This is a genomic window from Candidatus Poriferisocius sp. (assembly GCF_965204015.1).
Taxonomy (GTDB): Bacteria; Actinomycetota; Acidimicrobiia; order Acidimicrobiales; family Bin134; genus Poriferisocius.
On sequence record NZ_OZ241965.1, the window covers coordinates 83611 to 108778 of the forward strand.

The 25168-nt window shown below is 66.0% G+C and carries 28 protein-coding genes and 1 tRNA gene; 8 read left to right on the forward strand and 21 right to left on the reverse strand.

Annotation, left to right across the window (positions count from 1 at the left end):
- Nucleotides 1-4 precede the first annotated feature (4 nt).
- The 4 genes from lipA to ACOGJC_RS00365 all read right to left on the reverse strand — a co-directional run bounded on the left by lipA (nucleotide 5) and on the right by ACOGJC_RS00365 (nucleotide 4848).
- Nucleotides 5-1672, reverse strand: coding sequence for a lipoyl synthase (gene lipA / locus ACOGJC_RS00350; RefSeq protein WP_419846523.1), 1668 nt, complete (start codon nucleotides 1670-1672; stop codon nucleotides 5-7).
- A 7-nt stretch (nucleotides 1673-1679) separates the two neighbouring features.
- Nucleotides 1680-2972, reverse strand: coding sequence for a dihydrolipoamide acetyltransferase family protein (locus ACOGJC_RS00355; protein ID WP_419846524.1), 1293 nt, complete (start codon nucleotides 2970-2972; stop codon nucleotides 1680-1682).
- Nucleotides 2973-3005: 33 nt separating this feature from the next.
- The gene (gene lpdA, locus ACOGJC_RS00360) at nucleotides 3006-4403 is read right to left on the reverse strand and encodes a dihydrolipoyl dehydrogenase (RefSeq protein ID WP_419846525.1); all 1398 of its coding nucleotides are present in this window, start codon (nucleotides 4401-4403) and stop codon (nucleotides 3006-3008) included.
- A gap of 139 nt (nucleotides 4404-4542) precedes the next feature.
- Nucleotides 4543-4848, reverse strand: coding sequence for a lipopolysaccharide assembly protein LapA domain-containing protein (locus ACOGJC_RS00365; RefSeq protein ID WP_419846526.1), 306 nt, complete (start codon nucleotides 4846-4848; stop codon nucleotides 4543-4545).
- 70 nt (nucleotides 4849-4918) lie between these two features.
- On the opposite strand from ACOGJC_RS00365, the gene ACOGJC_RS00370 reads away from it, so the two are divergent.
- A complete protein-coding gene (locus ACOGJC_RS00370; RefSeq protein ID WP_419846527.1) occupies nucleotides 4919-5815 on the forward strand; it encodes a TIGR01777 family oxidoreductase in 897 nt (298 codons plus the stop codon).
- Nucleotides 5816-5826: 11 nt separating this feature from the next.
- Here the strand turns inward: ACOGJC_RS00370 and ACOGJC_RS00375 are convergent, their stop codons facing one another.
- Entirely contained in the window at nucleotides 5827-6285 is a 459-nt protein-coding gene (locus ACOGJC_RS00375; protein ID WP_419846528.1) for a ribonuclease H family protein, read from the reverse strand.
- Nucleotides 6286-6330: 45 nt separating this feature from the next.
- Between ACOGJC_RS00375 and aceE the strand changes: the two genes are divergently transcribed.
- Nucleotides 6331-9027, forward strand: coding sequence for a pyruvate dehydrogenase (acetyl-transferring), homodimeric type (aceE, locus tag ACOGJC_RS00380; protein ID WP_419846529.1), 2697 nt, complete (start codon nucleotides 6331-6333; stop codon nucleotides 9025-9027).
- A 13-nt stretch (nucleotides 9028-9040) separates the two neighbouring features.
- Here the strand turns inward: aceE and ACOGJC_RS00385 are convergent, their stop codons facing one another.
- Nucleotides 9041-10240, reverse strand: coding sequence for an amidohydrolase family protein (locus ACOGJC_RS00385; RefSeq protein ID WP_419846530.1), 1200 nt, complete (start codon nucleotides 10238-10240; stop codon nucleotides 9041-9043).
- An 85-nt stretch (nucleotides 10241-10325) separates the two neighbouring features.
- Between ACOGJC_RS00385 and ACOGJC_RS00390 the strand changes: the two genes are divergently transcribed.
- Nucleotides 10326-11147, forward strand: coding sequence for an enoyl-CoA hydratase-related protein (locus tag ACOGJC_RS00390; protein ID WP_419846531.1), 822 nt, complete (start codon nucleotides 10326-10328; stop codon nucleotides 11145-11147).
- Nucleotides 11148-11168: 21 nt separating this feature from the next.
- On the opposite strand, the gene ACOGJC_RS00395 is transcribed toward ACOGJC_RS00390, so the two are convergent.
- The 3 genes from ACOGJC_RS00395 to ACOGJC_RS00405 all read right to left on the reverse strand — a co-directional run bounded on the left by ACOGJC_RS00395 (nucleotide 11169) and on the right by ACOGJC_RS00405 (nucleotide 12949).
- A complete protein-coding gene (locus ACOGJC_RS00395; RefSeq protein ID WP_419846532.1) occupies nucleotides 11169-11474 on the reverse strand; it encodes a type II toxin-antitoxin system PemK/MazF family toxin in 306 nt (101 codons plus the stop codon).
- Nucleotides 11461-11721, reverse strand: coding sequence for an antitoxin (locus ACOGJC_RS00400; protein WP_419846533.1), 261 nt, complete (start codon nucleotides 11719-11721; stop codon nucleotides 11461-11463). Before ACOGJC_RS00400 ends, ACOGJC_RS00395 begins: the two co-directional genes overlap by 14 nt.
- Nucleotides 11722-11803: 82 nt before the next feature.
- On the reverse strand, nucleotides 11804-12949 hold the full coding sequence (locus tag ACOGJC_RS00405) for an aromatic ring-hydroxylating oxygenase subunit alpha (protein ID WP_419846534.1): 1146 nt from the start codon (nucleotides 12947-12949) through the stop codon (nucleotides 11804-11806).
- Between the two features lie 124 nt (nucleotides 12950-13073).
- Here ACOGJC_RS00405 and ACOGJC_RS00410 point away from each other — a divergent pair, with 124 nt between their 5' ends.
- The 4 genes from ACOGJC_RS00410 (at nucleotide 13074) to ACOGJC_RS00425 (ending at nucleotide 15857) form a co-directional block, all read left to right on the forward strand.
- A complete protein-coding gene (locus ACOGJC_RS00410) occupies nucleotides 13074-13868 on the forward strand; it encodes a hypothetical protein (protein WP_419846535.1) in 795 nt (264 codons plus the stop codon).
- Entirely contained in the window at nucleotides 13861-14622 is a 762-nt protein-coding gene (locus ACOGJC_RS00415; RefSeq protein ID WP_419846536.1) for an SDR family NAD(P)-dependent oxidoreductase, read from the forward strand. Before ACOGJC_RS00410 ends, ACOGJC_RS00415 begins: the two co-directional genes overlap by 8 nt.
- 66 nt (nucleotides 14623-14688) lie before the next feature.
- On the forward strand, nucleotides 14689-15360 hold the full coding sequence (rpe, locus tag ACOGJC_RS00420; RefSeq protein ID WP_419846537.1) for a ribulose-phosphate 3-epimerase: 672 nt from the start codon (nucleotides 14689-14691) through the stop codon (nucleotides 15358-15360).
- Between the two features lie 2 nt (nucleotides 15361-15362).
- Nucleotides 15363-15857 (forward strand): hypothetical protein, encoded by a 495-nt coding sequence (locus tag ACOGJC_RS00425; RefSeq protein WP_419846538.1) that lies wholly within the window; start codon nucleotides 15363-15365, stop codon nucleotides 15855-15857.
- Between the two features lie 33 nt (nucleotides 15858-15890).
- Here the strand turns inward: ACOGJC_RS00425 and ACOGJC_RS00430 are convergent, their stop codons facing one another.
- From ACOGJC_RS00430 to ACOGJC_RS00465, 8 genes are all read right to left on the reverse strand, one after another.
- The gene (locus ACOGJC_RS00430) at nucleotides 15891-16481 is read right to left on the reverse strand and encodes an ATP-dependent Clp protease proteolytic subunit (RefSeq protein WP_419846539.1); all 591 of its coding nucleotides are present in this window, start codon (nucleotides 16479-16481) and stop codon (nucleotides 15891-15893) included.
- 18 nt (nucleotides 16482-16499) lie between these two features.
- The gene (locus ACOGJC_RS00435) at nucleotides 16500-17648 is read right to left on the reverse strand and encodes a DUF1214 domain-containing protein (protein ID WP_419846540.1); all 1149 of its coding nucleotides are present in this window, start codon (nucleotides 17646-17648) and stop codon (nucleotides 16500-16502) included.
- Nucleotides 17645-18172, reverse strand: a complete 528-nt coding sequence (locus tag ACOGJC_RS00440; RefSeq protein ID WP_419846541.1) for a cupin domain-containing protein — start codon at nucleotides 18170-18172, stop codon at nucleotides 17645-17647. Before ACOGJC_RS00440 ends, ACOGJC_RS00435 begins: the two co-directional genes overlap by 4 nt.
- Before the next feature lies 1 nt (nucleotide 18173).
- Nucleotides 18174-18258 (reverse strand) — tRNA-Leu (locus ACOGJC_RS00445).
- Between the two features lie 19 nt (nucleotides 18259-18277).
- A complete protein-coding gene (rdgB, locus tag ACOGJC_RS00450) occupies nucleotides 18278-18874 on the reverse strand; it encodes an RdgB/HAM1 family non-canonical purine NTP pyrophosphatase (protein ID WP_419846542.1) in 597 nt (198 codons plus the stop codon).
- Entirely contained in the window at nucleotides 18871-19602 is a 732-nt protein-coding gene (gene rph / locus ACOGJC_RS00455; RefSeq protein ID WP_419846543.1) for a ribonuclease PH, read from the reverse strand. The genes rdgB and rph overlap by 4 nt, the downstream gene beginning before the upstream one ends.
- Before the next feature lie 190 nt (nucleotides 19603-19792).
- Nucleotides 19793-20743, reverse strand: a complete 951-nt coding sequence (locus ACOGJC_RS00460) for a PLP-dependent cysteine synthase family protein (RefSeq protein WP_419846544.1) — start codon at nucleotides 20741-20743, stop codon at nucleotides 19793-19795.
- A gap of 10 nt (nucleotides 20744-20753) precedes the next feature.
- Complete coding sequence (locus ACOGJC_RS00465; protein WP_419846545.1) at nucleotides 20754-21170, reverse strand: Mov34/MPN/PAD-1 family protein; 417 nt, start codon at nucleotides 21168-21170, stop codon at nucleotides 20754-20756.
- 83 nt (nucleotides 21171-21253) lie between these two features.
- Between ACOGJC_RS00465 and thpR the strand changes: the two genes are divergently transcribed.
- Nucleotides 21254-21757, forward strand: a complete 504-nt coding sequence (gene thpR / locus ACOGJC_RS00470; protein ID WP_419846546.1) for an RNA 2',3'-cyclic phosphodiesterase — start codon at nucleotides 21254-21256, stop codon at nucleotides 21755-21757.
- Between the two features lie 12 nt (nucleotides 21758-21769).
- Here thpR and ACOGJC_RS00475 read toward each other — a convergent pair whose 3' ends face one another.
- The 4 genes from ACOGJC_RS00475 to ACOGJC_RS00490 form a co-directional block, all read right to left on the reverse strand.
- A complete protein-coding gene (locus tag ACOGJC_RS00475) occupies nucleotides 21770-22420 on the reverse strand; it encodes a protein-L-isoaspartate(D-aspartate) O-methyltransferase (RefSeq protein WP_419846547.1) in 651 nt (216 codons plus the stop codon).
- 45 nt (nucleotides 22421-22465) lie between these two features.
- The gene (locus tag ACOGJC_RS00480) at nucleotides 22466-22885 is read right to left on the reverse strand and encodes a hypothetical protein (RefSeq protein WP_419846548.1); all 420 of its coding nucleotides are present in this window, start codon (nucleotides 22883-22885) and stop codon (nucleotides 22466-22468) included.
- A 137-nt stretch (nucleotides 22886-23022) separates the two neighbouring features.
- The gene (locus ACOGJC_RS00485; protein ID WP_419848277.1) at nucleotides 23023-24105 is read right to left on the reverse strand and encodes an S-(hydroxymethyl)mycothiol dehydrogenase; all 1083 of its coding nucleotides are present in this window, start codon (nucleotides 24103-24105) and stop codon (nucleotides 23023-23025) included.
- Nucleotides 24106-24239: 134 nt separating this feature from the next.
- Nucleotides 24240-25133: a cell division protein FtsX gene (locus ACOGJC_RS00490; RefSeq protein WP_419846549.1), complete on the reverse strand. Its 894-nt coding sequence runs from the start codon at nucleotides 25131-25133 to the stop codon at nucleotides 24240-24242.
- Between the last annotated feature and the right edge of the window lie 35 nt (nucleotides 25134-25168).

The following is a 25168-nucleotide window of genomic DNA, read 5'->3' on the forward strand; positions in this document are numbered from 1 at the left end:
GAGGTCAACCTACTCTGACAGTCCCGGCGGGAGAAGCCAACGCCTGAGCGTGGGCCTCTTGGGCATGGTGCGAGCTGCGGGTAAGGGGGCTGGCCTCCACATGGGCGATGCCCAGCGAGCGGCCGATCTCCTGGAAGTGCTCGAATATGTCGGGCGGCACCCATCGGGCCACGGGCAGATGATTGGTGGTGGGCCGCAGGTACTGGCCGACGGTCACGATGTCAGTGCCCACCGCGGCCAGATCGGCCATGGTCTGGGCCACCTCGTCGTCGGTCTCCCCCAGTCCCGCGATGATCGACGACTTGGTGGTCAGCCCGGCAGCCTTGGCTCGGGCCAGCACGGCCAGGCTGCGGGCATAGCCGGCCGAGGGTCGCACCACCCGTTGGAGCCGGGCCACCGTCTCGATGTTGTGGTTCAACACGTCGGGTCGAGCGTCGAAGACCACGGCCAACGCATCGGGGTCGCCCTTGCAGTCGGGAATGAGCACCTCAACCCGCACTCCGGGAGTGCGTCGGCGGATGGCGGCCACCGTGGCCGCGAACCCGGCTGCCCCTCCGTCGGGCAGGTCGTCGCGGGCCACTGCGGTGATCACCGCATACTCCAATCCCATGGCCTCAACGGCGTCGGCCACTCGCTCGGGTTCAGCCGGGTCTAGGGGCTCGGGACGTCGGGTGTCCACCAGGCAAAACCCGCAGGCCCGGGTGCAGCGCTCGCCGTTGATCATGAAGGTGGCGGTGCCGTCGTTCCAGCACTCGTAGATGTTGGGGCAGCCGGCCTCCTCGCACACCGTCACCAAATCCCGGCTGTGCAGCACCGACCGCAGCCGCCGGAACTCGGGACCGGTGCGCAGTGGCACCCGCATCCACTCCGGCTTGCGCCCGTTGATGGCCAGCCCATCAGACAGCCCGGCCTCGTCCATCCGGGATTTCAGTCGAACGAGCCGGCCGGGTACATCACCCGGACCCATGCCCCGACTGAATGGGCTCAAGTCCTCGGGCCGCTGCCGCCACGCCACATCGGCCCGGTCCACTCCCCCGTCGCCCCAGCGGTCGGCGGCCCGAGCAGATACCGCATCCACCACATGTTTCATGGTCGCCCGACGCCCCTCTACGGCCAGCGAGGTCACCGCCTTGTCGGGGATGCCGCAGGGCACGATGCGCCTGAACCAGTCCAAGTCGCAGTCCACGTTCAGGGCAAAGCCGTGCATGGACCGAGTGCGGCTGAGGCGCACACCGATGGCCGCGATCTTGCGGGGGTTGTCGCCGTCGGGGTCAACCCACACACCGGGATAGTCGTCGAGGCGGCCGCAACCAGCCAGGCCCAGATCATCCAGCGTGTCGATCACCAGCTGTTCCACCGAGCGCACGTAGGCCACCGTGTCGGCCATCCCACCGCCCCGCTTGCCGGGCACGGTCAACACCGGATAGCCGACGAGCTGGCCTGGTCCGTGGTAGGTGACATCGCCGCCCCGGTCGGTGTACACCACCTCGGCGCCTACCTCAGCAGGGTCCACCAGGATGTTGGCCTCGTCGCCCCGCAGCCCCAGGGTGAACACATGAGGATGCTCCAGCAGCAGCAGGTAGTCGCTCCCCCGGTCGAACATGGCCTGTTGGCAGGCGTGGGCGTCCCGGTAGGACACGCGCCCCAGCCATCGAATGCGGAGCGGGCTCATCGAACCCTCATGGCATTTCGACGTTCCAGTCTCGGGTCTCGATGATCGACCGCACGTGGTCTAGAAATGCCGCCACGTAGGCCCCGTCGAACGCCCGATGGTCCCAGGCCAGGGCGAGCACGCCCACCGAGTGGATGGCGATGGCCTCGCTGCCGTCGGCTGCGGTGATCACTACCGGGCGGCGGCGTATCCCGTCGGTGGACAAGATGGCCACCTGGGGCTGGTTGATGATGGGGAACTGCATCATGGTGCCCCACTGGCCGGGGTTGGTGATGGTGAACGTGCCCCCGGAGATCTCATCGGCGTTCAATTTCTTGGCCCGGGCCCGCCTCGACAGATCGGCCACCTCCTCGGCAATCGCCGTCAGGCGCTTGCGGTCGGCGTCGACCACCACTGGGGCCAACAGACCCTGGAAGTCGAGGTCGACGGCGACGGCCAGGTTGACGTAATTGTGAACCACCAGCTCGTTGTCGCCCACCGAGGCGTTGATGTGGGGATACTCGTGGATGGCGTCGCACACCGCCCGAGCGATGAACGGCAGGTAGGTGAGGCTGAAACCGTGTTCGGCCTTGAACTCCTCCCGGTGGGCCCGGCGCACCTGCTCCACCCCTTCGAAATCCACTTCCACCGCGGTCAGCACATGGGGTGACACCTGCTTGGAGCGCACCATGTGCTCCCCGGTGATGCGGCGGATGTTGCTGAGCGGAACGACGGTGTCTCGTCCGGCTGCTCGAGATAGCGCGGCCAGCGGCGCGGCCGGCGCGGGCCGGGGGCTGGCAGTGCGGTTCTGGGCGATGTAGGTCTCGACGTCGGAGCGGGTGATGCGGCCGCCCTTGCCCGTGCCGGAAATCTGCGAGGGGTCCAGCCCATTCTCGGCTATGAGCCTCCGAACAACCGGCGACAAGACGATGCTGCTGCCGCTCGAGGCCGGGGCTGGGTCGGCGGCGGCTGGGGCGCTCGACTGGGGCTCGGGCGCGGCCGTCGGCGCAGGTGGCGGCTCTGGCTCCGGGGGCGGCGCTTCAACCGGGGCGGGCGCGGGGGCGGGCGCAGCACCGACGCCAACCCCGTCCTCGCTCAAGACGGCGATAACCGCCCCTACCTCCACGGTGTCGCCCTCGGCGGCCACGATCTCCGTAAGAACCCCGGACATGGGCGACGGGACCTCGGAATCCACCTTGTCGGTGGACACCTCGAAAAGCGGCTCGTCTTCGGCCACCTCGTCGCCCACCTGCTTGAACCACTGGACAATGGTGCCTTCCATCACCGTCTCGCCCAGCTGCGGCATTCTGACCTCAGACATCGATTCTCCTAATTCCGCTCAGTCAAATTCCGCTCAGTGAAGGGCCCGGCCGGTGAGCGACAACACCGTCTCACCGAACAGCTCGCTCATCGTGGGATGGGGCTGGATGAACTCGGCCACCTCGGGTACCGTGGCCTCCCAATTCACCGCCAGATACCCCTGGCCGAGCTGCTCGGTCACCCACGGACCCACCATGTGGACCCCGAGAATGCGTCCAGCCGTCCCATCGTCGCAACGGTCGGCGATCACCTTGACCAGCCCGTCGGTGTCCCCCACGATCATGGCCCGTCCGTTGCCGATGAACCGGTGCATCGAAGTCACCGCTTCGAACCCGGCCTCTTTTGCCGATGCCTCGGTGTGACCGACGAAGGCTACTTCGGGGTGGCAATAGATGGCCCAGGGAACATTGGCGTAGTCCATTGGCGAGGGGGACTCCCCCAGCAAGTGCTTCACCACCATGATTGCCTCGGCAAACGCCACATGGGCCAGCTGCGGGGTGTTCACCACATCGCCCACCGCGTACACCCCCGCGGCAGAGGTTTGGCAGTATTCGTCGACGACCACGTAGCCCCCGTCGTCCACCTTCACCCCGGCGTCGTCGAGTCCCAGACCTTCGGTGAACGGACGGCGGCCCACGCACACCACTACTGCGTCGACACTCAGAGGGTCGGCGCCGTCGATCTCCAGTTCCACTCCAATGTCCGTGGTGCGACAGCCGCTCACCGCTACGCCGGTTCGAATCTCAATCTTGCGCTTCTTGAACGCCCGGGTCAGCATCTTGACCACGTCGTTGTCGGCCCCCACGAGTATTCGGGGAAGCGCCTCCAGCACGGTCACTTCCGACCCTAGATCGGCCAGCATCGAGGCGAACTCCAAGCCGATGGCCCCCCCGCCGATGATCGCCGCCCGCCCGGGCAACTCGGTAATGGACAGCAGCTCGTCGCTGGTCAGCACCCGCTCGCCGTCGACCTCGAATCCGGGCAAAGTCCGGGGCACCGACCCGGTGGCCAGAATCACATGGTCGGCGGTCAGCGTCGCATCGCCCGATTCCCCGCCCGCCACGGTCACCGTCCGGTCGGGCCCGAGCGAGCCCCACCCGTCGAGCACCGTGACCTTGCGGCCCTCGAGCAGCATGCCCACTCCCTTGTGGAGTTGATCCACGATCTTCTGTTTGCGGCCTTGGGCCGCCGCCATGTCCACCGTCGGCGAACCTGAGGTGATGCCGAACTGATCGGCGTGGGCCACGGTGCGGTACACCGACGCCGTTTCCAGCAGCTCTTTGGCCGGGATGCAGCCCACATGCAGGCAGGTCCCGCCCAGCTTCTGCTTCTCCACCAGAGCCACGTCGAGACCGGCGGCGGCGCCGTACAGCGCGGCTGCGTAACCGCCGGGGCCACCGCCGACTACCACCACGTCATGGCTGTTGCTCATGGCATTCAGCCTATAGGCGAGTTGGTCAACGCAGGATGAGCACCGCCTGAACGGCGAAGGCCACCAAGATGGCCACCCCGCACAGCAAGGCCAAAAGAATCAACCGGCGTGTGCTCACAGTGTCATCAGCGGTAGGGCATCAGCGAGTGCGTCGGCGGCTCCGACGGCCCATGTACCAGCCCACAATCTCGGTGCAGACCACGCTCAGGACAATGGTGATCAAAAGCAGCAGGAACAGCGGCAGGTCCCAGTCCCATCCCAAGAAGTTGACCCGGGTTTCATCGGTGTTCTGGGCAATGAAGACGATCAACGCCACCGCGGCCAGCACGCCCAACACCATCCGGGCGTTGATCTGCCGGAGCACATCGGTGAACGACCGGGATTTCGGCTCTGCCTCTGCAGTGCCCTGTTGATCGTAGAGAGGTCTCGATTCGGGCTCAGACATGGCATCACGCTACTCGCGCCGTGAGGCCTAAGGCAGCGTGACGGAGCCGAACTGACCGTACACTGGCCTCATGAGAGTGGCTGTTGCCGGAGCATCGGGGCTGATCGGGACGGCGCTGGTAAGCCACCTTGAGTCTTGCGGCCACCAAGTGGTCCGGCTGGTACGCGATCGGGCATCTCGCACCGACGGAGCCCGATACTGGAACCCGGCCATCGGCGAAATCGACGACGATGCTCTTGACGGCATCGACGGGGTGGTGAACCTGGCCGGCGCGGGTATCGGCGACCGCCGCTGGAACGAGCGCCGCAAGCAGGAGCTGCGTCTCAGCCGGGTGGACGCCACCGAGTTGTTGGTCGAAGCTATGGGCGCGGCCGCTCCTCCCCCCGCGGTGCTGGTGGCCGGCTCCGCAGTCGGCTTCTACGGCGACCGGGAAGACGAGGTGGTCAACGAGCAGTCGGGGCCCGGCACAGGGTTCCTGGCCACCCTGACCGCAGACTGGGAGGCTGCCGCTCTCGGGGCTGAGGGCGCCGGTATCCGGGTGGCCCTGACCCGCACCGGGCTGGTGGTGGCCGACAACGCTCCCTTCCTCACCCGAATGCTGCCCCTGTTCAAGCTGGGCTTGGGCGGGCCGCTGGGAAACGGTCAGCAGTGGTGGCCGTGGATTGCCCTGGAAGACGAGGTGAGGGCGTTGGCCTTCTTGCTGGAGTCCGACATCGCTGGACCGGTGAACCTGTGCGCTCCCAATCCAGTCACCAACAAAGAGTTCACCCGGGCGCTGGCCTCGGTGCTGCGCCGTCCCGCGGCTCTCCCGGTCCCTCGATTCGGTCCCCGGCTGCTGCTGGGTCGGGAGTTGGCCGACGGCCTCCTGTTCTCCAGCACCCGGGCCCGTCCCGCGGCGCTAACCGATGCGGGCTTCGAGTTCCGCCACCCTGACCTGCGGGGGGCGCTGGAAGAGATTCTGCGCTGATCGAAACCAGGTCAGAACAACGACTGCTCTTCGACCACGTCCTGAGTGTCGGCCGCCTCGGTGGCGAGGCGGTCGGCCTCGTCGTTCCAGCGGTTGCCGGAGTGGCCCTTCACCCAGTGGAAGGCGATGGAGCGGGCCTGAACCTGCTCGATGATCTGCTTCCAGAGATCCTGGTTCGCCACCGGCTTCTTGTCGGCGGTGCGCCAGCTTCGGCGGATCCACCCCTCCCACCATCGGTCTTTGAAGCAATTGACCACGTAGGTGGAGTCGCAGTAAATGTCCAGCGGCCCGTCCAGCGACCGCAGTGCCTCCAGCACCCCCATGAGCTCCATGCGGTTGTTGGTTGTCTGCGGGGCACCGCCCGCCCCCGACGGCCCATCGGGCACCACCCAACCCCATCCGCCCGGTCCGGGGTTCCCCCGACAGGCGCCGTCGGTGTACACCACAGTGGGTTTTCCAGCAGCAGGCATCTGCTCATGCTGGCATGACCGCTTCAGAATTGAAAGCATTGGACCGTGGCCGTGAATTTCTCACACCAACTACCCGATACTGATCCCGACGAGACCCAGGAGTGGCTCGACAGCCTCGATGCAGTGGTCAGCGCCTCGGGCGGACAGCGCAGTCGATATCTCCTGCGCCGCCTCCTCGACCGAGCCGACGAGTTGGGCGTGGGCCTCTCCGGCACGGTGCAGACGCCCTATGTGAACACCATCCCCACCGCCGACCAGCCGTTCTTCCCCGGCGACGAGAACATCGAGCGCCGGATCCGGGCCTTCATCCGGTGGAACGCCGCCGTCATGGTGGTCAAGGCCAACAAGCGGGCCGACGGCATCGGCGGCCACCTGTCCACCTTCGCCTCGTCGGCCGCGCTGTACGAGGTGGGGTTCAACCATTTCTTCCGGGGCAAAGAAGACGGCTTGCCCGGCGACGCCATCTACATCCAGGGCCACGCCGCGCCGGGCATCTACGCCCGGGCCTACCTGGAAGACCGCCTGACCGAGGAGCAGCTCGACAACTTCCGGATGGAGATCGGCGGCAGCGGGCTGTCGAGCTACCCCCATCCCCGGCTCATGCCCGACTTCTGGGAGTACCCCTCGGTGTCAATGGGGTTGGGGCCGATCAACTCCATCTACCACGCCCGCTTCTACCGCTACCTGCACGACCGCCGCATCGAAGACACCAGCGATTCCAAGGTGTGGTGTTTTGTGGGCGACGGCGAGTGCGACGAGCCCGAGACGCTGGGGTCGATATCGCTGGCCGGCCGGGCCAAGCTGGGCAACCTCATCTGGGTGGTGAACTGCAACCTCCAGCGCCTCGACGGGCCGGTGCGGGGCAACGGCAAGATCATCCAAGAGCTGGAGGGCAACTTCCGGGGCTCGGGCTGGAACGTCATCAAGGTGATCTGGGGCTCCCGCTGGGACGAGCTGCTGGCCGCCGACGTCGACGGCGTGCTGCTGGAGAAGATGATGTCGACGGTGGACGGGGAGTACCAGCGCTACGCCACCGAGACCGGCGCCTACATCCGGGAGAACTTCTTCGGGCCCGATCCCCGACTGCGCAAGATGGCGGCCCACCTGAGCGACCGCCAGCTCCAAGACCTGCCCCGGGGCGGCCATGACTACCTGAAGCTGTACGCCGCCTACAAGGCCGCCGTGGAGGCCACCGACCGCCCCACCGTGATCCTGGCCAAGACCATCAAAGGCTGGACGCTGGGCGAGGGCCTGGAGGCCCGCAACGCCACCCATCAGATCAAGAAGATGACCACCGCCCAGCTCATGGATCTGCGGTCCCGGCTCCGCTTGGAAGACGAGATCTCCGCCGAGGCCCTTGAGGACGACGCCAACCCGCCGTACTACAAGCCGCCGCCCGACTCTCCCGAGCACCAGTACCTGCTGGCCCGCCGCAAGGAGCTGGATGGCCCCCTCCCCATCCGGGTGGTGAACATCCGCCGGCCCATCAAACTGCCCGACGACAAGCTGTTCACCGACTACGACGAGGGATCCAGCGGGCGCGAGGTGTCCACCACCATGGTGTTCACCCAGATGCTGCGCAACATGATGCGAGACGAGGACTTCGGGGCCCGCGTCGTGCCCATCGTCCCCGACGAAGCCCGCACCTTCGGCATGGACTCACTCTTTCGAGAGTTCAAGATCTACGCCTCCCAGGGCCAGCTCTATGAGCCGGTGGACCACGACCTGCTCCTCTCCTACGCCGAGGGCCAGGACGGCCAGCTCTTGGAGGAGGGCATCACCGAGGCGGGTTCTTTGGCCTCGTGGACGGCAGCGGCCACCAGCTACGCCACCATGGGCGTGCCGATGGTGCCGTTCTACTCCTTCTATTCCATGTTCGGGTTTCAGCGGGTGGGTGATCTGATCTGGTCGGCGGCCGACTCCCGGGCCCGAGGGTTCTTGATGGGGGCCACTGCGGGGCGCACCACGCTGCTGGGCGAGGGATTGCAGCACCAAGACGGGCACAGCCACCTGCTGGCCTCCACCGTGCCGGCCTGCTGCGCCTACGACCCGGCATTCGCCTACGAGCTCGGGGCCATCGTGCGCTCCGGGCTGCACCGGATGTACGGGAATGGCGGCGGTGAGGACGTCTTTTACTACATCACCATCTACAACGAGAACTACCGCCAACCCCGCCGGGCCGACTTCATCAGCGACGAGCACATCCTGTCGGGGTTGTACCAGTGGAACCACCCGCTGGACGGCACCGAGCAGCAGGCCTCGATCATCTTCTCCGGAACCGCCCACCAGGCCGCCCGCGATGCCCAGGCCGAGTTGGCGGAGCGCTACGGGATCGGTGTGGACCTGTTCAGCGCCCCCTCCTTCAAGGCAGCTCGGGAGGAGGCCCTGGAAGTCGAGCGTTGGAACCGCCTTCACCCCGACGAGGAGCCCCAGGTGCCCATAGTCACCCAGCGGTTGGGCGGGGGCCGCGGGCCGGTGGTGGCGGTCACCGATTACATGACCCTGGTGCCCGACCAGATCTCCCGCTGGGTACCCCGCCGATTCGTCCCGCTGGGCACCGACGGCTTCGGCCGCTCCGACACCCGCGAGTCACTGCGCCGGTTCTTCGAAACCGACGCCGACAGCGTGATTTCCACCGTTCTAAGCGCCTTGGCGGCTGACGGCGACCTCGACCCCGCGGTAGCCGAAGACGCCATCGCCCGCTACAACCTCAAAAGCCCCCACTTCGACCCCACCGGGTAGTGAGGATGCCGACTCAGGCCGGTTGCAGCTGGTTCAACTCGGTGACGTTGTCGAGGAGGATCTTCTTTTTGGTGGCATCGTCGAAGCCTTTGTCCTTGAGCTCCACCAGGTAGTCCAGCGGCTGGGGCATGCCCTCGATGTGGGGCCAGTCGCTGCCGAAGATCACCCGGTCGGCGCCCATGTAGTGGACCACCTCGGCCACGTCGTCCTCCCAGAAGGGGTTGATCCACACATGTTGGCGGAACAGCTCTGAGGGGTCTTCTTTGAACCAGCCGATGCTCTTGTGGGTGGCATGGCCCAGCTTGCGGAACATGTCGCTCAGGAACTGCGACCCGTTCTCCACCGAGGCGATTCGCAGGTTCGTGAACCGCTCGAACAACTTCTCCAGGGCCAGGGTGATCAGGTAGTCATAGGCGGCCCGCTCGATATTGTAGGCCTTGATGCTGGGCTTGTACTTGCGCCCCTTGCCCACTCCAGCCGAGGCGAAGCCGTCCACGTCGTAGCCGTGGGTGGTGTAGCCGCTGTCGCCGGCGTGGACCACCGCGCAGATACCGGACTCGTTGACCCGAGCCCAGAACGGGTCGAAATGCTCGTCGGCTGGCGACATGAACCCATCGGCGGTCCAGACCGCGGCCGGGCGCATCACGATGGTGCGGGCGCCTTTGTCGATGGCCCACTCCAACTCCTGGCAGGCCCAGTCCAAATCGCCCAGAGCGATATAGGGAGCGGCGTAGATGGTGTCGCGGTAGGCGAACCCCCACTGCTCGTCCAGCCAGCGGTTGAATCCGCCGAACAGGGCACACACCGCTTCGATGTCCTCCTTGACGAGCTCCTCATAGAGCACGCCCAAGGTGGGGAAGAGCCACACCGACTGGAGTCCCTGCTGGTGTACCTTCTCGACCCGGGCATCCCGGTCGTCCACGTAGTAGCGGGGTAGCTTCTCCCGCTTGCTCAGCATGTCGGCCGGGTTTCGGCCCTCGGGATTGCCCCGGAAGTAGTCGTGCATGGCGCCTGGCAGGGCGATGGGATCCCAAGTGGGGTTCACCACCGCATGGCTGATCTTGCCGCCCACCAGGTGGTAGCGGCGGCCGTTCACCTCGGCCCACTGCACGCATCGGGGATGCATGGCCGGGTCCACATGGCGAGTGAAGGCATCCTCCGCCTCGTAGTAATGGTTGTCGCAGTCGAAGGGGATATAACCGAGCTCGTCCACGAAACCAGGCTACCGCTGGGCCCTTGGCGGTGTCTGCTTGGACAGCGGGTTCCGGCCTGCTGAAGGGCGCGCTACCGTCGGTCCCGTGCCAGAAACCCCAGAAACTGAGACTGCCACCCTCGTCGAGGATCGAGAGCGGGTCCGTTATATCACCCTGAATCGTCCCGAGCGGCGCAATGCCCTGACCATGGCCCAGCTCGGCCAGCTCTTCGACGCCCTGGACGAGGCCGAGGCCGCGGCTGATATCGGGGCCATTGTGATCCAGGGGGCCGGCGAAGCATTCTGCTCGGGCATCGACCTCGACCCCGACGAGATCGACTTGGACTACGACTCCCGCTCCTTCGAGCAGGAACTGGTGCTGGTGGAGCCGTTTCGCCGTTTCGAGGACATGTGGCGACTCCGCACCCCGATCATCGCCTCGGTCCACGGCTACTGCCTGGCGGTGGGCACCGACATCGCCTTCCACGCCGACATGACCGTCTGCGCCGACGACGCCCAGTTCGGCTACCCCATCGTGCGGTCGATGGCCTCGCCTTCGACCCACATGTGGACCTACCTGGCCGGCCCCCAGTGGGCCAAGCGCCTCCTGCTCACCGGCGACATGATCGACGGTGCCACCGCGGCCCGCGCCGGCTTTGTGCTGGAGGCCGTGCCCGCCGACGACCTGGCCGAGCACACCCACGCCCTAGCCCGCCGAGTGGCCACCGTGCCCAACGACATCTCCGCGGCTAACAAGGCCATCTGCAACAAAGTCCTCGAGCTGATGGGCTACACCGCCGCCCAAGAAGCAGCCCGCGAGCACAACGTCATCGCCCACCAATCCCCCGCCGCCCAAGAATTCGGCCACATCATAAGAACCCAAGGCTTCAAAGCCGCCCGAGCCTGGCAAGCCGAACAATTCGGCTAGAAGCGACTAGCTACGCCTCCGCTAACAACCAGTGGCGGCTTTGAGGGCTTGGCAGGCCTCATCCATGCGGGCGGGCGTGAGCTGGGTGACGCGGCGTCGGAAGTCGCTTCGAGGGAGGGTGTAGATCGTGTCGAAGTTGACGACGCTTTCGACGGGGACACCATCGTCAACAGACAGGGGGAGCTCAGAGGGCAGGCCCCGGATGCTGCGGGTAAGGCCGGCGGCAACCACGCTCCCGATGCGGGCAGCAACGGGATCGCGAGTGAGCACGAGCACCGGGCGGTCACCGTTAGGGGTCTCGGCGAACCAGATCTCACCCCTTTGCATCGAGCCACTCAATCCAGTCAGACCAGTCTTCGGCAGGGAGCCAATACTGGACAGCGCTCAATGCAAGTTCGTCTTCGGTGAGTGGCATCTTCTCGTAGATCTCGGCATCGCGCTCGGCCAGGATGGCGTTGATGTGCCGGCGTATCGCCTCGCGGTACAGCTCGGAGAGGGCAACGCCGATGTACTCGGCGCATTCCTTTGCTCTTGCTGCCTCTTCGGGGGTCACCCGGAAGCTAAGCATCGTCATACATTGACAGCTTAAAGTATGACACCAGGGGACGCAAGCCCCTTTTTGCCTTTAATCAGGGCATTTGCCCCATTTTGGCTTGCTAGTTTCCGCTTTCGAGCAGTTCATCCAGTGCTTGGTGGAAGTGGATCAGGGCTACTTCGTGGCGGCCTACGAGGGTCTCTTCGACCAGGCCGGAGGATAGGGAATGCTGGATCTTGACGGCTTGGGGGAAGTCTTCGCCGGCGCCGACTCGTTGGTGCAGCTCCAGGGTGCGCTCGTAGTGGGGGCGGGTTTGTTCTGTGACGGGCTCGGGGGTGTAGAGGGTCATGGTGACGTCGGTTTGGTCGACGGCAGTGGGCAGAAACTGGTACACCGCGAAGTGGTCCACGCTGTGGCTCAGGATGACGTTGGGGGCGATCAAGTACTCCACGGTGGCTCGGCTGAGCAGGTCCCAGTCGTCCTCGGGGGCTTCGGCCAACTCCAGGATCGACTTCTGGCAGGTTTGGAACCGCAGGTTGGGGCCGTAGCCCCGGTAGGTCATGGGCTGCGACAGGTAGTACTTGCCCACTGTGGTGCGGTGCAGCGAGAACACGTGGTACGACTCCAAAAACGTGTCCACCAGCAGCTTCCAGTTGCACGGCCAGCTCGACTCCCACCGGTCGAATGGGAGGTAGCTGCTCACGTTGAAGTCGTCGAGATCGAATGCGGCCTCGCCGACGAGGCTGGCCGCGTCCACCGGATCGTCTCCTTCGGGCTGGACGAACACCAGGCCGTGGGCCTCACCCACCGGCACCGGCACTAGGCCGAGCTCCGATTCGTCAGTTCCATCGAACCCCTCCCCCGCCTGAGGCCGGGCCAATAGCGTTCCGTCCAGCCGGTAGGTCCAGGCGTGGAACGGACACCGCAGCGAAGCCGCCCCGGACCCGCACCCGCTGACCACCGACGACGCCCGGTGGCGGCACACGTTGCGGAACCCCCGCAGCACCCCGTCGTCGCCCCGCACCACCACTACCGGCACCCCGCCCACGGTGAGCGACACATAGTCGCCAGGTGAGGCCACCGCCCCCGACAGGCAGGCCACCACCGGGCGACGGCGGAACAGCGTCTCCCGCTCGGCTTGCCAATGCTGCTCGCTCACGTAGACCTCGGCGGGCAGCACCAGCATGTCGTCGGCCAGCTGCGTAGTGCCCGCGGCGTGGTGGGCCAGCAGCTCCCGGATCAGCTCCACCTGGGTCTCGCGCCGCACGCTCGGAGACTACCGGAGACTCTCGGCGGCGATTGGCCTCGCCCGACTCGGCTGCCCCGGCCCAGTAACGTCGGCGGGTGATGGACAGCCACCTCCAGCTCGCCCACCGCCTAGGACGCTCCGCATGAATCGAGACCTGTACCTGTACGAGGTGGTCGACGTCATCGGGCAGGGCCAATACGACTACATGGAGCACCTGTGGCAAGACCCAGTGCTGCGCATGCCGGAGATGTTCGGGCTCCAGGGCGCGTTTTACATCCTGGGCGCGGGCGGCGGGCGGTGGCCCCAAGTCATCAATATTTGGGACATCGGATCGGAGGGCTGGAAGGGCCTGGCCAAAAACCTCGACCGGCTCAACCTGAAGCGGCGCAAAGCCTTCTACGGGGACTGGTGGGATGAGGCTGCCAAATGGCGCTCCGGCGGATTCGACCGGCTGTGCGGGGGCGTGCCCGGCAGCCCCAGCACCACCGAGATTGCCCAGGCGGGTATCAAGGGCACGCTGTTCGTGAACGAGATTCTCACCGTGCGGCCGGGCACACCGCTGGAGTTTTTGGGCGCGGTGGCCGAGGAGCGAGTTCCCCTTATGGCCGACTACGGACACCGCCCCACTGGGCTGTACGAGGTGCTCAACAACCAGCACGAGGTGGTGATGGTGTGGGCCACCGACATCGCCTCCCACATGACCTTCCGCCAGAACCGCGACACCACCCGGGGCCTGTGCGACGAGGGCACCGCTGACGAGCGAATCACCGCTTGGGAGCAGCGCTCGGCCGAGTACGTCACCGGCGGTGATACCCACCTGATGACTCCCCTTCCCCGCACGGTGTACGGCCCCGACGACTGGGAGGACGCCAGCCTGGAGAATTGGCTGGCGGCGCAAGAATCGGCTGATCAGAAAGCTGGGGGTAGCGATGGATAGGTTCGACCTGACTGGGCGGGTGGCCATCGTCACCGGGGCCTCCAGGGGGATCGGCCAGGCTTTGGCCCTTGGTCTGGCCGAGGCCGGAGCAAAGGTGGTTGCCGCCAGCCGCACCCTGGATGCCTGCCAGGAGCTGGCCGACCAGATCACCGCTGGTGGCGGAGAAGCCATGGCCGTATCGCTCGATGTGGGCCAGCTAGACCAGCATCAGCGGCTGTTGGATGCCACCGCTGAGCGCTTCGGCCGCCTCGATGTGCTGGTGAACAACGCCGGGGTGCTGCGACCCCACCATACGACCCGGGTCACCCCCGAGGAGCTAGATGACGTCTTGGCCGTGAACCTCAGGGGCCCGCTGTTCTTGTCGCAGGCTGCCCTCGATCACCTGGCCGCCGACGGGGGCGGGTCGATCATCAACATCGGGGCGCTGGGGGCCTTTCAGCCCATGGAGGGCATCGGTGCATACTGCGCCGTCAAAGCGGCGATGGCCAACTGGACCACCACCATGGCCCGAGAGTGGGCCAGCCGTGGGGTGCGGGTGAACCTGCTGGTGCCCGGCCCGGTGGCCACCGACATGATCTTGCCCCGCGACCCCGACGCCCGGGCCCGATTCGAGCAGGAGGTGGCCAAAGAGACCATCTTCGGGCGCCTCGGCGTTCCTGAAGATCTCGTGGGCGCAGCGGTGTTCCTGGCCAGCGACGCCTCGGCGTTCATGAGCGGCCGCCCCGTGTTCGTAGACGGGGGAATGCTGCGCTGAACTGGGCAATCGGCGCAGGCCGTAAAGGTGCGCTAGTTGCGGTCCGGCACCGGGTAGGGTCGGGGCATGGCCTCTGAGGTCTTGATCGCGCCTTCAGTGCTGCCCGCTGATTTCGCCCGATTGGGCGAAGAGTGCATCGGCTTGGAGAAGGCCGGGGCCGACCGCATCCACTGGGACGTGATGGACGGGCGGTTTGTGCCCAACCTCACCTTCGGCCCCGACGTGATCGCCTCGATCCGACCCCTGGTGTCGTTGCCGTTCGAGGCCCACCTGATGGTGGAGGAGCCCCATGAGCTGGCCCCCCGCTACGCCGAAGCCGGCTGCGAGCTGCTCATCGTCCACGCCGAGGCTTGCCCTCACCTGCACCGCACGCTGGGGGCCATCCGAGAGTTGGGCATCGACGCCGGGGTCGCTCTCAACCCGGCTACGCCGGCTTCGGCGGTGGCCCATGTGCTGGACTTGTGCCGGCTGGTCCTGGTGATGACCGTCAACCCCGGCTGGGGCGGGCAGTCGTATATCGCGTCGATGGAGTCCAAGGTGGCCGAGATGCGGGCGATGATCTACGAAGGCAGCCACGACGTGGAGTTGGAGGTTGACGGCGGCATCGGACGGGCGACCATCGGAGCAGCCGCCAAGGCCGGGGCCGGAGTGTTCGTGGCCGGCAGCGCGGTGTTCTCCGATGAGCGGGGCTTTGACCACGCCATCACCGACTTGCGAGACGCGGCCACCGACCGCTGACCGTGCCAGTGGTTCGCCGCCGGCTGCCGATTGCGGCTGTGCTATTGGTCGCGGTTGCCCCGCTTGTCATGGCCATCGGGGCGTGCGGGGGCGGAGATCAGTCTGACCTGGCCGCGTTCTGTGAGAAGCTCCGCGTCGCTTCGGGACCCGAGGGAGCGTTGGCCTCGCTCGCCCCCACCGACCCCGATGCCGCCGAGGTGGCTGCTGAGGAATTGGATAATCTGCACCGAGCCGCCCCGTTGGAAATCAAGCCATCGCTGGCCGTGATCAACGACACCGTGGGCCTCGTTCTGACCGCCTTGAGCGGCTCAGATACCGCCGGCCAGGATTCCTTGCAGAAAATGGACAGCGAGATGGCCGCCTATTCCGAAGCCGCCACCGAGTTGGCCCGATTCGCAGCCGAACACTGCGGCTTGGATCTGAATCCCGAGACTCCCGCCATTGTCTTCGACACCGACCGGATTACCGGCGAGGTGCGGTTGGACGTCGCGGGCTGACGCTGGCCGGCTGAGTGTCGATGATCTGAAGGGTCAGATCATCTCGCCGCGCTTGACGATGACGTGGTCGATGATGCCGTACTGCTTGGCTTCCTCGGCGGTGAACCAGCGGTCGCGATCGGAGTCGGCTTCTACCTGCTCTATTGATTGGCCGGTGTGGGTGGCAATGCGTTCGGCCAGCAGCGTTTTCACATAGGCATGCTGCTCGGCCTGGATGGCGATGTCGGTGGCTTGGCCCCGCACGCCTCCCGAAGGCTGATGCATCATGATCCGGGCATGGGGCAGGGCGTAGCGCTTGCCGGGCGCGCCGGCGCACAGCAAAAACTGGCCCATCGAGGCGCCCAGGCCCATGCAGATGGTCCCGACATCGGGGGCGATGAACTGCATGGTGTCGTAGATGGCCATGCCCGAGGTGACCGATCCGCCTGGCGAGTTGATGTACAGCCAGATGTCCTTTTCGGCGTCCTCGCCCTCGAGGTACAGGAGCTGCGCGGTGATGTAGTTGGCGATGTCGTCGTCTACGGCGGTTCCCAAGAACACGATGCGGTTCTTCAGCAACCGGTTGTAGATCTCGAAAGCGCCGCGCTCAGGGCTGCCCGGCTCGAACAAAACGGGGTCGGTCATGGCCCCAATCGTACCGGCCTACTGCCCTCCATCGGCCACCCGATCCACCGGCATCACCGTGCACACCGGCGCCTCAGGGGGTTCGGCGGGGAGCATGAAGCGCCAGAACACCGCGGCCCGGGGCTCGCCGCAGGTGTCCAGCCAGTTGGGCACGCCGGGGTCGCGGTGGGAAATGACCACCCGGTAGCGGCGGTCTTCGCCGAGCTCCATCTGGGTGTCGTTCAGCGACACCGTGCGCTCCAGATAGTCAGCCGTTTGACCGAGCTCGTTCCAAATAACCACGTTGGTGAACAGACCCTCGGGCAGCCGTCCCTCCATGACCAGGGCCTCGTCGGGGCCCAACTCGTACTCCCCGGCCGAGTAGGCGATGTCCACCGCTCCCCATCCGCCGCCGTCGCCGTCGGTCCAATCCACCGGCGGGCCCATGGTGTTGGGCACCTCGGAATACCAGCTCGGACGGCGACGGGGCTGCGGGCCGAGCATCTGTCCGCCGAACTTCGAGCGAACCCATGCCTCCACCCGCCTCAGTCGACGGGCCACCGTCTCATCGTCGGGCACCGGGACCTGCTCGGGCCCGTCGACTGTTTCGATGCGCAGATCGGGGACTAGTTCGGGCTGGGCCGAGGCGGCTTGTGCCTCGTTGAAGTAGAACCGCACCACCACCGATCCGGCGTCTTCTTCCAAGGGCATCCAGTTGACCCTGTGAGCCTCTGGCGACAGGACGACTTCGAAGGAGCCGTCGGCGTCGAACGCCATGTCGTCCATGTTGAGTTCGGCCACCACCCGGGTTGGCCAGTGCCCGTCGCGGTCACCACCGTGCACGGTGAGCGACAGGTAGACCTCCCGCCCTCGCCGACCCTGAACCCGGTAGGTGAGGTCGCCCCGCAGTGGGGCAAAGAAGTAGATGGCGTCCGGGTTGTCGCCCCACTTGCGGTACGGCGAGATAAGGCGCACGAAGTGGGGCCGCTCCGGTTCGTTCTCCAGGTAGAGGTCCAGAGCCCCCCACAGCGCCATGCCCAACCCCCGAATGCCCAAGTGCTCTCGGCCGGGGGCCAGGCCCCGCTGCGGCCCAATCCAGTCGGCGTCGATTTCCGCCAGCGCGCCCAGCAGGTCCTGCCAAGCCCGCCGGGTTTCACTGGCTGGCCTGCTCTCTTGTGGGTCGCTCACAGCGCCTCCGGGCCGATCGGGGTGGCCGCCAGCGTGTCCTCGTCAGCGTCGAAAAGCACCGCCAGAAACGTGGTGGGCTGGTCGGTGCGGTTGCGCCACGCGTGAACCGTCCCCCGCTGCACCACGCAGTCCCCGGCGCGGAGGTGAACGTCGTCGTCGCCTTCCAGCACCAGCCACAGCTCGCCTTCCAATACGCAGATGAAGTCCACCGTGGCAGTCCGATGGAGATTCTCCTCGTCGCCCACCGGGCGGGGATGACCATCGGCGTCTACGTAGACCGCCGAGTCGGGCGGGAGTTTGTTGCGGATGATGTTCACCCCTCCGCTTGGCGGCGAAAGCTGAAACCCGTCCCGGTCACCTGGGGCGGTGTAACTGGCAGGGAGTTCCTCCACTGCCCATAAGGCGGTGAGGAACTGCTCGGGATGGCGGGGGCTGATCACCACCGGCGGCGGTCCATCGCCGTCCACCACCGAGTGGCCGTCGCCGTCCACCGCAGTCACAATCCGCCGGAAGTCATCAGTCATGTGCGCCAGGTGGGATTTGAACCCACACGGGCTTGCGCCCACAGGGACCTAAACCCTGCGCGTCTGCCAAATTCCGCCACTGGCGCGTAGCTCGATGGAGCCAGGCTATAGGCCCAACTGGGCGGCCAAGGACCGAAAAGCCCGGCCCCGGTGGGAGACGGCGTTCTTCTCGTCGGGCGACATCTCGGCAAATGTGCGCCCGTCTCCCCCGTCGGGGACGAACACTGGGTCGTAGCCGAAGCCGCGGTCTCCCTGGGGTACAGCGGCAATGGTTCCTGAGATCGTGCCCTCGGCCAGCAGCTCATGGCCGTCGGGAAACACCACTATCGCAACAGTGCGGAAACGGGCTGATCGGTCGGCGGCTCCCTCCAATTCAGCTAGCAACCGGGCCCGGTTGTCGGCGTCATCAGCGTGCTCGCCGGCATAGCGGGCCGACCGCACTCCCGGCGCACCCCCCAATGCCGCCACCTCCAAACCGGTGTCGTCGGCCACTGCGGGCTGTCCGGTGTGCGCGCATACGGCGGCGGCCTTTAGGCGTGCGTTGGCTTCCAGGGTGTCGCCATCCTCTATCACTTCGCCTAAATCGGCGGGTCGGGGCAGCAGTTCAACGCTCCCTCCCAAGATGGCCGCGATCTCAGCCAGCTTGTGAGGGTTCGCGGTGGCCGCCACCACGTGCGGTGTTTCCCCTGAGGTGAGGCTCAACGGGGCGGGGGCGGGTCGGCCAGCAGCTCGTTCTGCTGCTTGATGATCTGCTCGATCCCCGATGTGGCCAGGTCTAACAGCGCATCCAGCTGGTCTCGGCGAAAGGGCTGGCCCTCGGCGGTGCCCTGTACCTCCACGAAACGGCCCGACTCGGTCATTACTACGTTCATGTCTACTTCGGCGGCCACGTCCTCCTCGTAGGGGAGGTCGAGCGATGGGACCCCGTCAATGACCCCGACCGACACCGCGGCGCACGCCTCGATCATCGGGTGCTGTTCGATCTGGCCTGCGACCACCAACCGAGTGAAGGCATCGTGCAGGGCGACATAGGCGCCGCTGATGGCGGCGGTGCGGGTACCGCCGTCGGCTTGCAGCACATCGCAGTCGCAGACCACTTGGCGCTCGCCGAGCTTGGCGGCATCGGTCACCGCCCGCAGCGAGCGCCCGATCAAGCGCTGAATCTCCTGTGTGCGACCCGACTGGCGACCTCGAGCGGCCTCCCGGTTGACCCGCTCAGGAGATGAGCCCGGAAGCATCGAATACTCAGCAGTGACCCAGCCGGTTCCCCGGCCCTTCATCCATCGGGGGACATCGGAGTCCACCGACACAGTGCACAGCACCCGGGTGCGGCCGAAGGAAACCAGCACCGAACCGTCGGCCATCTCAGTGAAATCCCGCTCAAAGCGGATGGGCCGCAGCTCATCGGCCGCCCGGCCGTCGAATCTCATGTTTCTATCCCATTCTTCCTATCAAGAGGAACGGCCTCGACTCTGGCGGGATGAGTCGAGGCCGTTCGGCTGGAGCAGTGCTCCAGCGTGGTGGTGTGGTTTGGGTGGACGAATTGTAGCAGTGCGGCGCGCTTATAGCACATCATGGAAAAGAAAACCTGCCCCACTGGCAATTTCTTGAAAGCAAGGATCAGAAGTAGATGATCGACTCGGCTCGGGCCGTTACCTGATCGATCGGATCGGTCCACGCTCCAGTGGACAGGTACTTCCAACCGCCGTCGGCCGACACCGCAACGACGGTGCCTTCGTCGGTCCGCTCGGCCACCCGAGCCGCCCCGGCCAGCGCCGCTCCAGTGGAAATGCCGGCGAATATTCCCGCCTCTTCAGATAGCCGCCGGGTCCACTCGATCGATTCCCGGGGACGCACAATGCGCTTGCCGTCTAGGAGCTGATCGCCGCCCCACTTCTCGTAGACCGGGGGGATGAACCCGTCGTCGAGGCTGCGAAGGCCGTCCACCATCTCCCCCGCGGGGGGCTCCACGGCCAGCACCTGCACCGAGGGCTTGCGCTCCTTGAGGTAGGCCCCCACCCCCATCAGGGTTCCGCTGGTGCCCAGCCCGGAGACGAAGTGGGTGATCTGGGGGCAGTCGGCGTAGATCTCCGGGCCGGTGGTGTTGTAGTGGGCTCTGGGGTTGGCCTCGTTGCCGTACTGGTACAGAAACGCCCACTCCGGGTTGTCGTCGGCCAACTTCTGGGCCAGGCGGACGGCGCCGTTCGACCCCTCGGTGCCCGGCGACCAGATGATCTCGGCGCCGAACACTTCAAGGAGCTGGCGTCGCTCGGCCGAGACGTTCTCGGGCATAACGATCTTGATCGGGTACCCCCGAAGCCGGGCGATCATGGCCAGGGCGATCCCGGTGTTGCCCGACGACGGCTCGATGATGGTGCGACCCGGTTCCAGCGTCCCGTCGGCCTCGGCTTCGAGGATCATCTGGCGGGCCACCCGGTCTTTCACCGAACCGGCCGGGTTCACGCCCTCCAGCTTGACGTGGATGGATACCGACGGGTTGGGCGACAGCACGGTGACGTCCACCATCGGTGTGTTGCCGATGAGATCAATCACCGATTTGTGCGCAGCCACAGGTTCCAGGCTACCCCTCGACTAACACCGGCTCTTCGGTTATCCCGCCATCGAGAATGCGGTAGCAGCGCAGCGAGGGCTCAGGATCCTTCAGCGAAACGATCACGTAGAGCAGCGCCCCAAAGGGGTCAAAGGCCGAGGCATCGCGCACGTCGGTAGGCGACGGATAGGCGGTGGTGTGGGTGTGGGAGTGCATCACCGCCACCAGCGCCAGACCCTCGTCATCAGCGGTCCGCTCTACCTGGAGATACTCGGCATCATCCAGCCGATATATCTGGCTCGACTCCGCCGCATTGCGCACCGGGAAGAACCGGTCGACCACCTCTCCCCCACCAGGAGCCGCCAACAGCCCACACGCCTCATTGGGCAGCCCCGAAAGCGCATGGGCAATGACCTCCGAATAAACCTCACCACTCAACCGCAGCACTCGCTCACCCTACCCCTGCCCCGGCCTCATTCAGCCGATTTCGGTTCTCCCTGTCATCCTGTTCTGCCCATAGCCTGCGATGTATGGCTCGGCTGTTCTTGGCTGTATTTCCGCCGGCCGACGTCATCGAGCGACTGGATGAGGTGGAGCGGCCGGAGGTGGAGGGGGTGCGGTGGACGAAGCGGGAGCAGTGGCATATCACGTTGAGGTTTCTGGGGGAGGCGGAGGCTGAGGACGTGGATCGCAGCTTGCGGGGGTTTCGGGGATCGGCGGCCTCAGTGCGGTTGGGGCCGGTCAGTAGGCGGCTGGGGGCGCGGGTGCTGGTGTTGCCGGCGGCTGGGCTGGGCGAGTTGGCGGCTGAAGTGCGCACCCTGACCGCGGACATCGGGCAGCCGCCTGACAAACGAGACTTCACCGGACACCTGACGCTGGCCCGAGCTCGCAAGCGGATACCGGCCACGGTGGTCGGGCTGCCGTTCGAGGCTGAGTTCCTGGCCACCGAGCTTTGGCTGGTGGACAGCGAGCTCCACCCCGACGGTGCCCGCTATACCCAGCTCAGTCATTGGCCGTTGGAGGTGGCGAGCTGAAGGGAGTCTTGCTCAAGTCTCCTCCACGAGGGGGACGAACCGCACCGGACAGAACCGCTTGGAGGTGGTCTCGTCCCCCATCCGGGTAACCAGGGTGAGGTTCTGGGAGAAAGAGGGCGGCCCCACGGGGATGACCAGCCGGCCGCCGTCGGCCAACTGGTTGATCAGCGCCGGAGGGATGCGGAAAGCAGCCGCGGTCACGACCACTGCGTCATAGGGGGCGCCGGGGGGATAGCCCTGCGACCCGTCGGCGCACACCACGGTGGCGGTGGCGTATCCCAACTCGGCGAGCACTCGGGCTGCGGCGTCGGCCAGCTTTCGGTGGCGTTCCACCGAGACCACTGAGGCAGCCAGCTCAGCCAGCACGGCGGCCCCGTAGCCCGAACCGGTTCCCACTTCCAGCACTCGATCCTGCGGCCCAATCGCGGCGGCTTCGGCCATGAGGGCCACGATGTAGGGCTGCGAGATGGTCTGGCCCGCGGAGATGCCCAACGGGTAATCCTTGTAGGCATCTCCCGCCAGCGATCGGGCCACAAAACGGTGCCGGGGCACCGTTCTCATGGCCTCTAGGACCCGCGGGTCGCAAACTCCCCGCCCTTCAATCTGACGGCGCACCATGGCCATTCGCCGGTCTCGGTGCCGGTCTTCAGCAGCCCTAGCCATGGCTAATGATGCTCCAACCGCACCTACCTAGGCGCAGAGAAGGGTCTATGTACGCCCTTGGGCCTTCGCCGCAGGGTAAACGCCGGTCTCCTCGAACACCGCTTGCAGGGCGTCGGCATCGCGGGTGAAGTCTCTGTCAAGGGGGGCAGTGACTCGCTCGGCGTCGGCATCCCAGGGCGGTGCCGGTGCCCACCAGGGCGGCATCTCGGATCCGCCGTCGTCGGTTTCTTCGGGGATGAAAGCCAGGCACCATTGCCAGGAGCCCCTTTGTTCAGGGTCGCCGCTGTCAGGATGTCCCTCGGGGGGAACCAGGGCATAGGTGAAACCCGGGCCGGGACCCGACTTCTCAACCTGGCGAGACGGGAGGTGGCGAGAGCGCGGCAACCGGGCGGCGATAAACGGCAAGGACAGCAGCAACAGCACGATGAGGGAAGTCACTACCGTGGTCAGGTTCAATTCGGGCATATCAGGTGTCTCCGGCGAGAGCAGACCCATGATCTACTCAAGCAACACAGGCCCCTAGAGCCCCACCCGCAACAAAAGCGTACCCACCTGTTCCACAAACGTCAATCGGCAATCTTGCCTGCGGAATGCAGGAAGACTCAGATCACCACAACTGAGCGGAGCACTTCTCCCCGCTCCATAGCGTGAAATGCCCCTTCAACGCCTTCCAACCCGATGGTCTCCGACACGAACCGCTCCAGGTTCAGCCGCCCCTGGAGATACAAGTCGATCAGCATGGGGAAGTCCCGAGACGGCAGACAATCGCCGTACCACGAGGACTTGAGCATGCCGCCCCGGCCGAATACCTCGATCATCGGCAACTCGATCTTCATTTCGGGGTTGGGCACCCCTACCAGCACTACCACTCCGGCCAAGTCCCGGGCGTAGAAAGCCTGTTCGTAGGTCTGGGGCAGGCCGATGGCCTCGATGGCGACATCCACGCCGTGCCCGCCGGTCAGTTCTCGGATCCGCTCCACCGGATCCTCCCGAGCGGAGTTGATCGTGTGGGTGGCGCCGAACTCTTTGGCCCACTCCAGCTTGGTGTCGTCGATGTCTACCCCGATGATGGTGTGGGCACCGGCCAGCCGGGACCCCTCGATGGCCGCGTCGCCTACGCCGCCGCAGCCGAACACCGCTACCGAATCGCCCCGACCGACACCGCCGGTGTTCATGGCCGCGCCCAGACCGGCCATGACCCCGCAGCCGATCAGCCCGGCCACCTCCGGGCTGGCCTCGGGGTTGACCTTGGTGGCCTGGCCCGCGGCGACCAGCGTCTTCTCGGCGAAAGCGCCGATGCCCAGCGCAGGTGACAGCTCCTGGCCGTTCAGGGTCATCTTCTGGGTGGCGTTGTGGGTGGCGAAGCAATACCACGGACGGCCCCGATCACACGATCGGCAATTGCCGCACACTGCCCGCCAATTGAGGATCACGAAGTCGCCGGGGGCCACATTGGTCACACCATCGCCCACCGACTCCACGATTCCGGCAGCCTCATGGCCCAAAAGGAACGGGAACTCGTCGTTGATGGCCCCCTCCCGATAGTGCAGATCGGTGTGGCAGACCCCGCAGGCCTGCACGGCCACCACGGCCTCGCCCGGTCCGGGGTCGGGTACCTCGATGGTCTCGATGCTGACCGGGTCGCCCTTGGCCTTGGCGATTACGGCTTGAACCTGCTGGGCCATCTGCTGCTCCTTTTGCCTGGCCATCGGCCACCACAGCCGCGGCCATCTGCCGCGAATCTACTACGCCCTGAGAATGCCCGGTGGCCAACAAGGGCCGAAAAGGCGAGGCCAGCCGGTCGGGTAAGGCGAGCCGGTCAGGCGTCTAGGAAGCGGCTCACTGCGATGCCGGAGCCCACCGTGCCCACGATTGCGCCCAGTCCAACCATCTGGAATCCCAGTGTCCAGACCCGGGAGGGATCGACGGTGAACCCCCGCAGCAGTTCCAGGGACACGTCGTCGTTGATCACGCTGAAGAAGTTGTTGGTGAGCCAGATCAGCGGTATGGCGATAACTCCGCCGATGAGCCCTTGGATCAGCCCCTCGAACATGAACGGAACCCGGATGAACCAGTTGGTGGCCCCCACCAGCTTCATCACCTCGATGTCTCGTCGGCGGGAGAACAGCGCCATCCGGATGGTGTTCAAGATCAGCACGGCGGCGGCCACTAGCAAGACGATGGCGATGATGATCACCCTCTGGCGAAGCCCGCTGGACAGATCCTCGATGGCCCGGATGGTCTCGCTGGCGGTGACCACCTTGGCCACCCCCGGCTGGGCCCGGAAAACCGAGGCCAACTCGTCCACCCGCTCTGGGAGGGTGTCGGTGGGCTTGACCCGGAACGACGCCGGCAGCCGTTCAGGGGTGATCACGTCCACCAGCTCTGGCGAGTCGCCCAGCAGATCCTGCACCTCGGCGTAGGCCTCGTCTTTGTCGATGTAGGTGAATCCGCTGACTTCGGGGGAGCCCTCGAGTTGGCGGCGGACGTCGGCCTCCAGCTCGGGGCTGATATCGGGCTCCATGAACACAATGAACTCCACCCCGTCCTTCCAGCGGACGGTGGCGTTGTCCACCGCGTCACCGAACAGCAGCGCCGCGCCCAGCAGCGTCAGCGAGATGGTGACGGTGATGACGGTGGCCAGGGTGAGGGTGATGTTGCGGCGGAAGTTGCTGATGGTCTCCCGCAGGACGTAGTCCAACCTGAGGCTCATCGGCTCACGTCCACCGATCGACCCCCGCTGCCGGG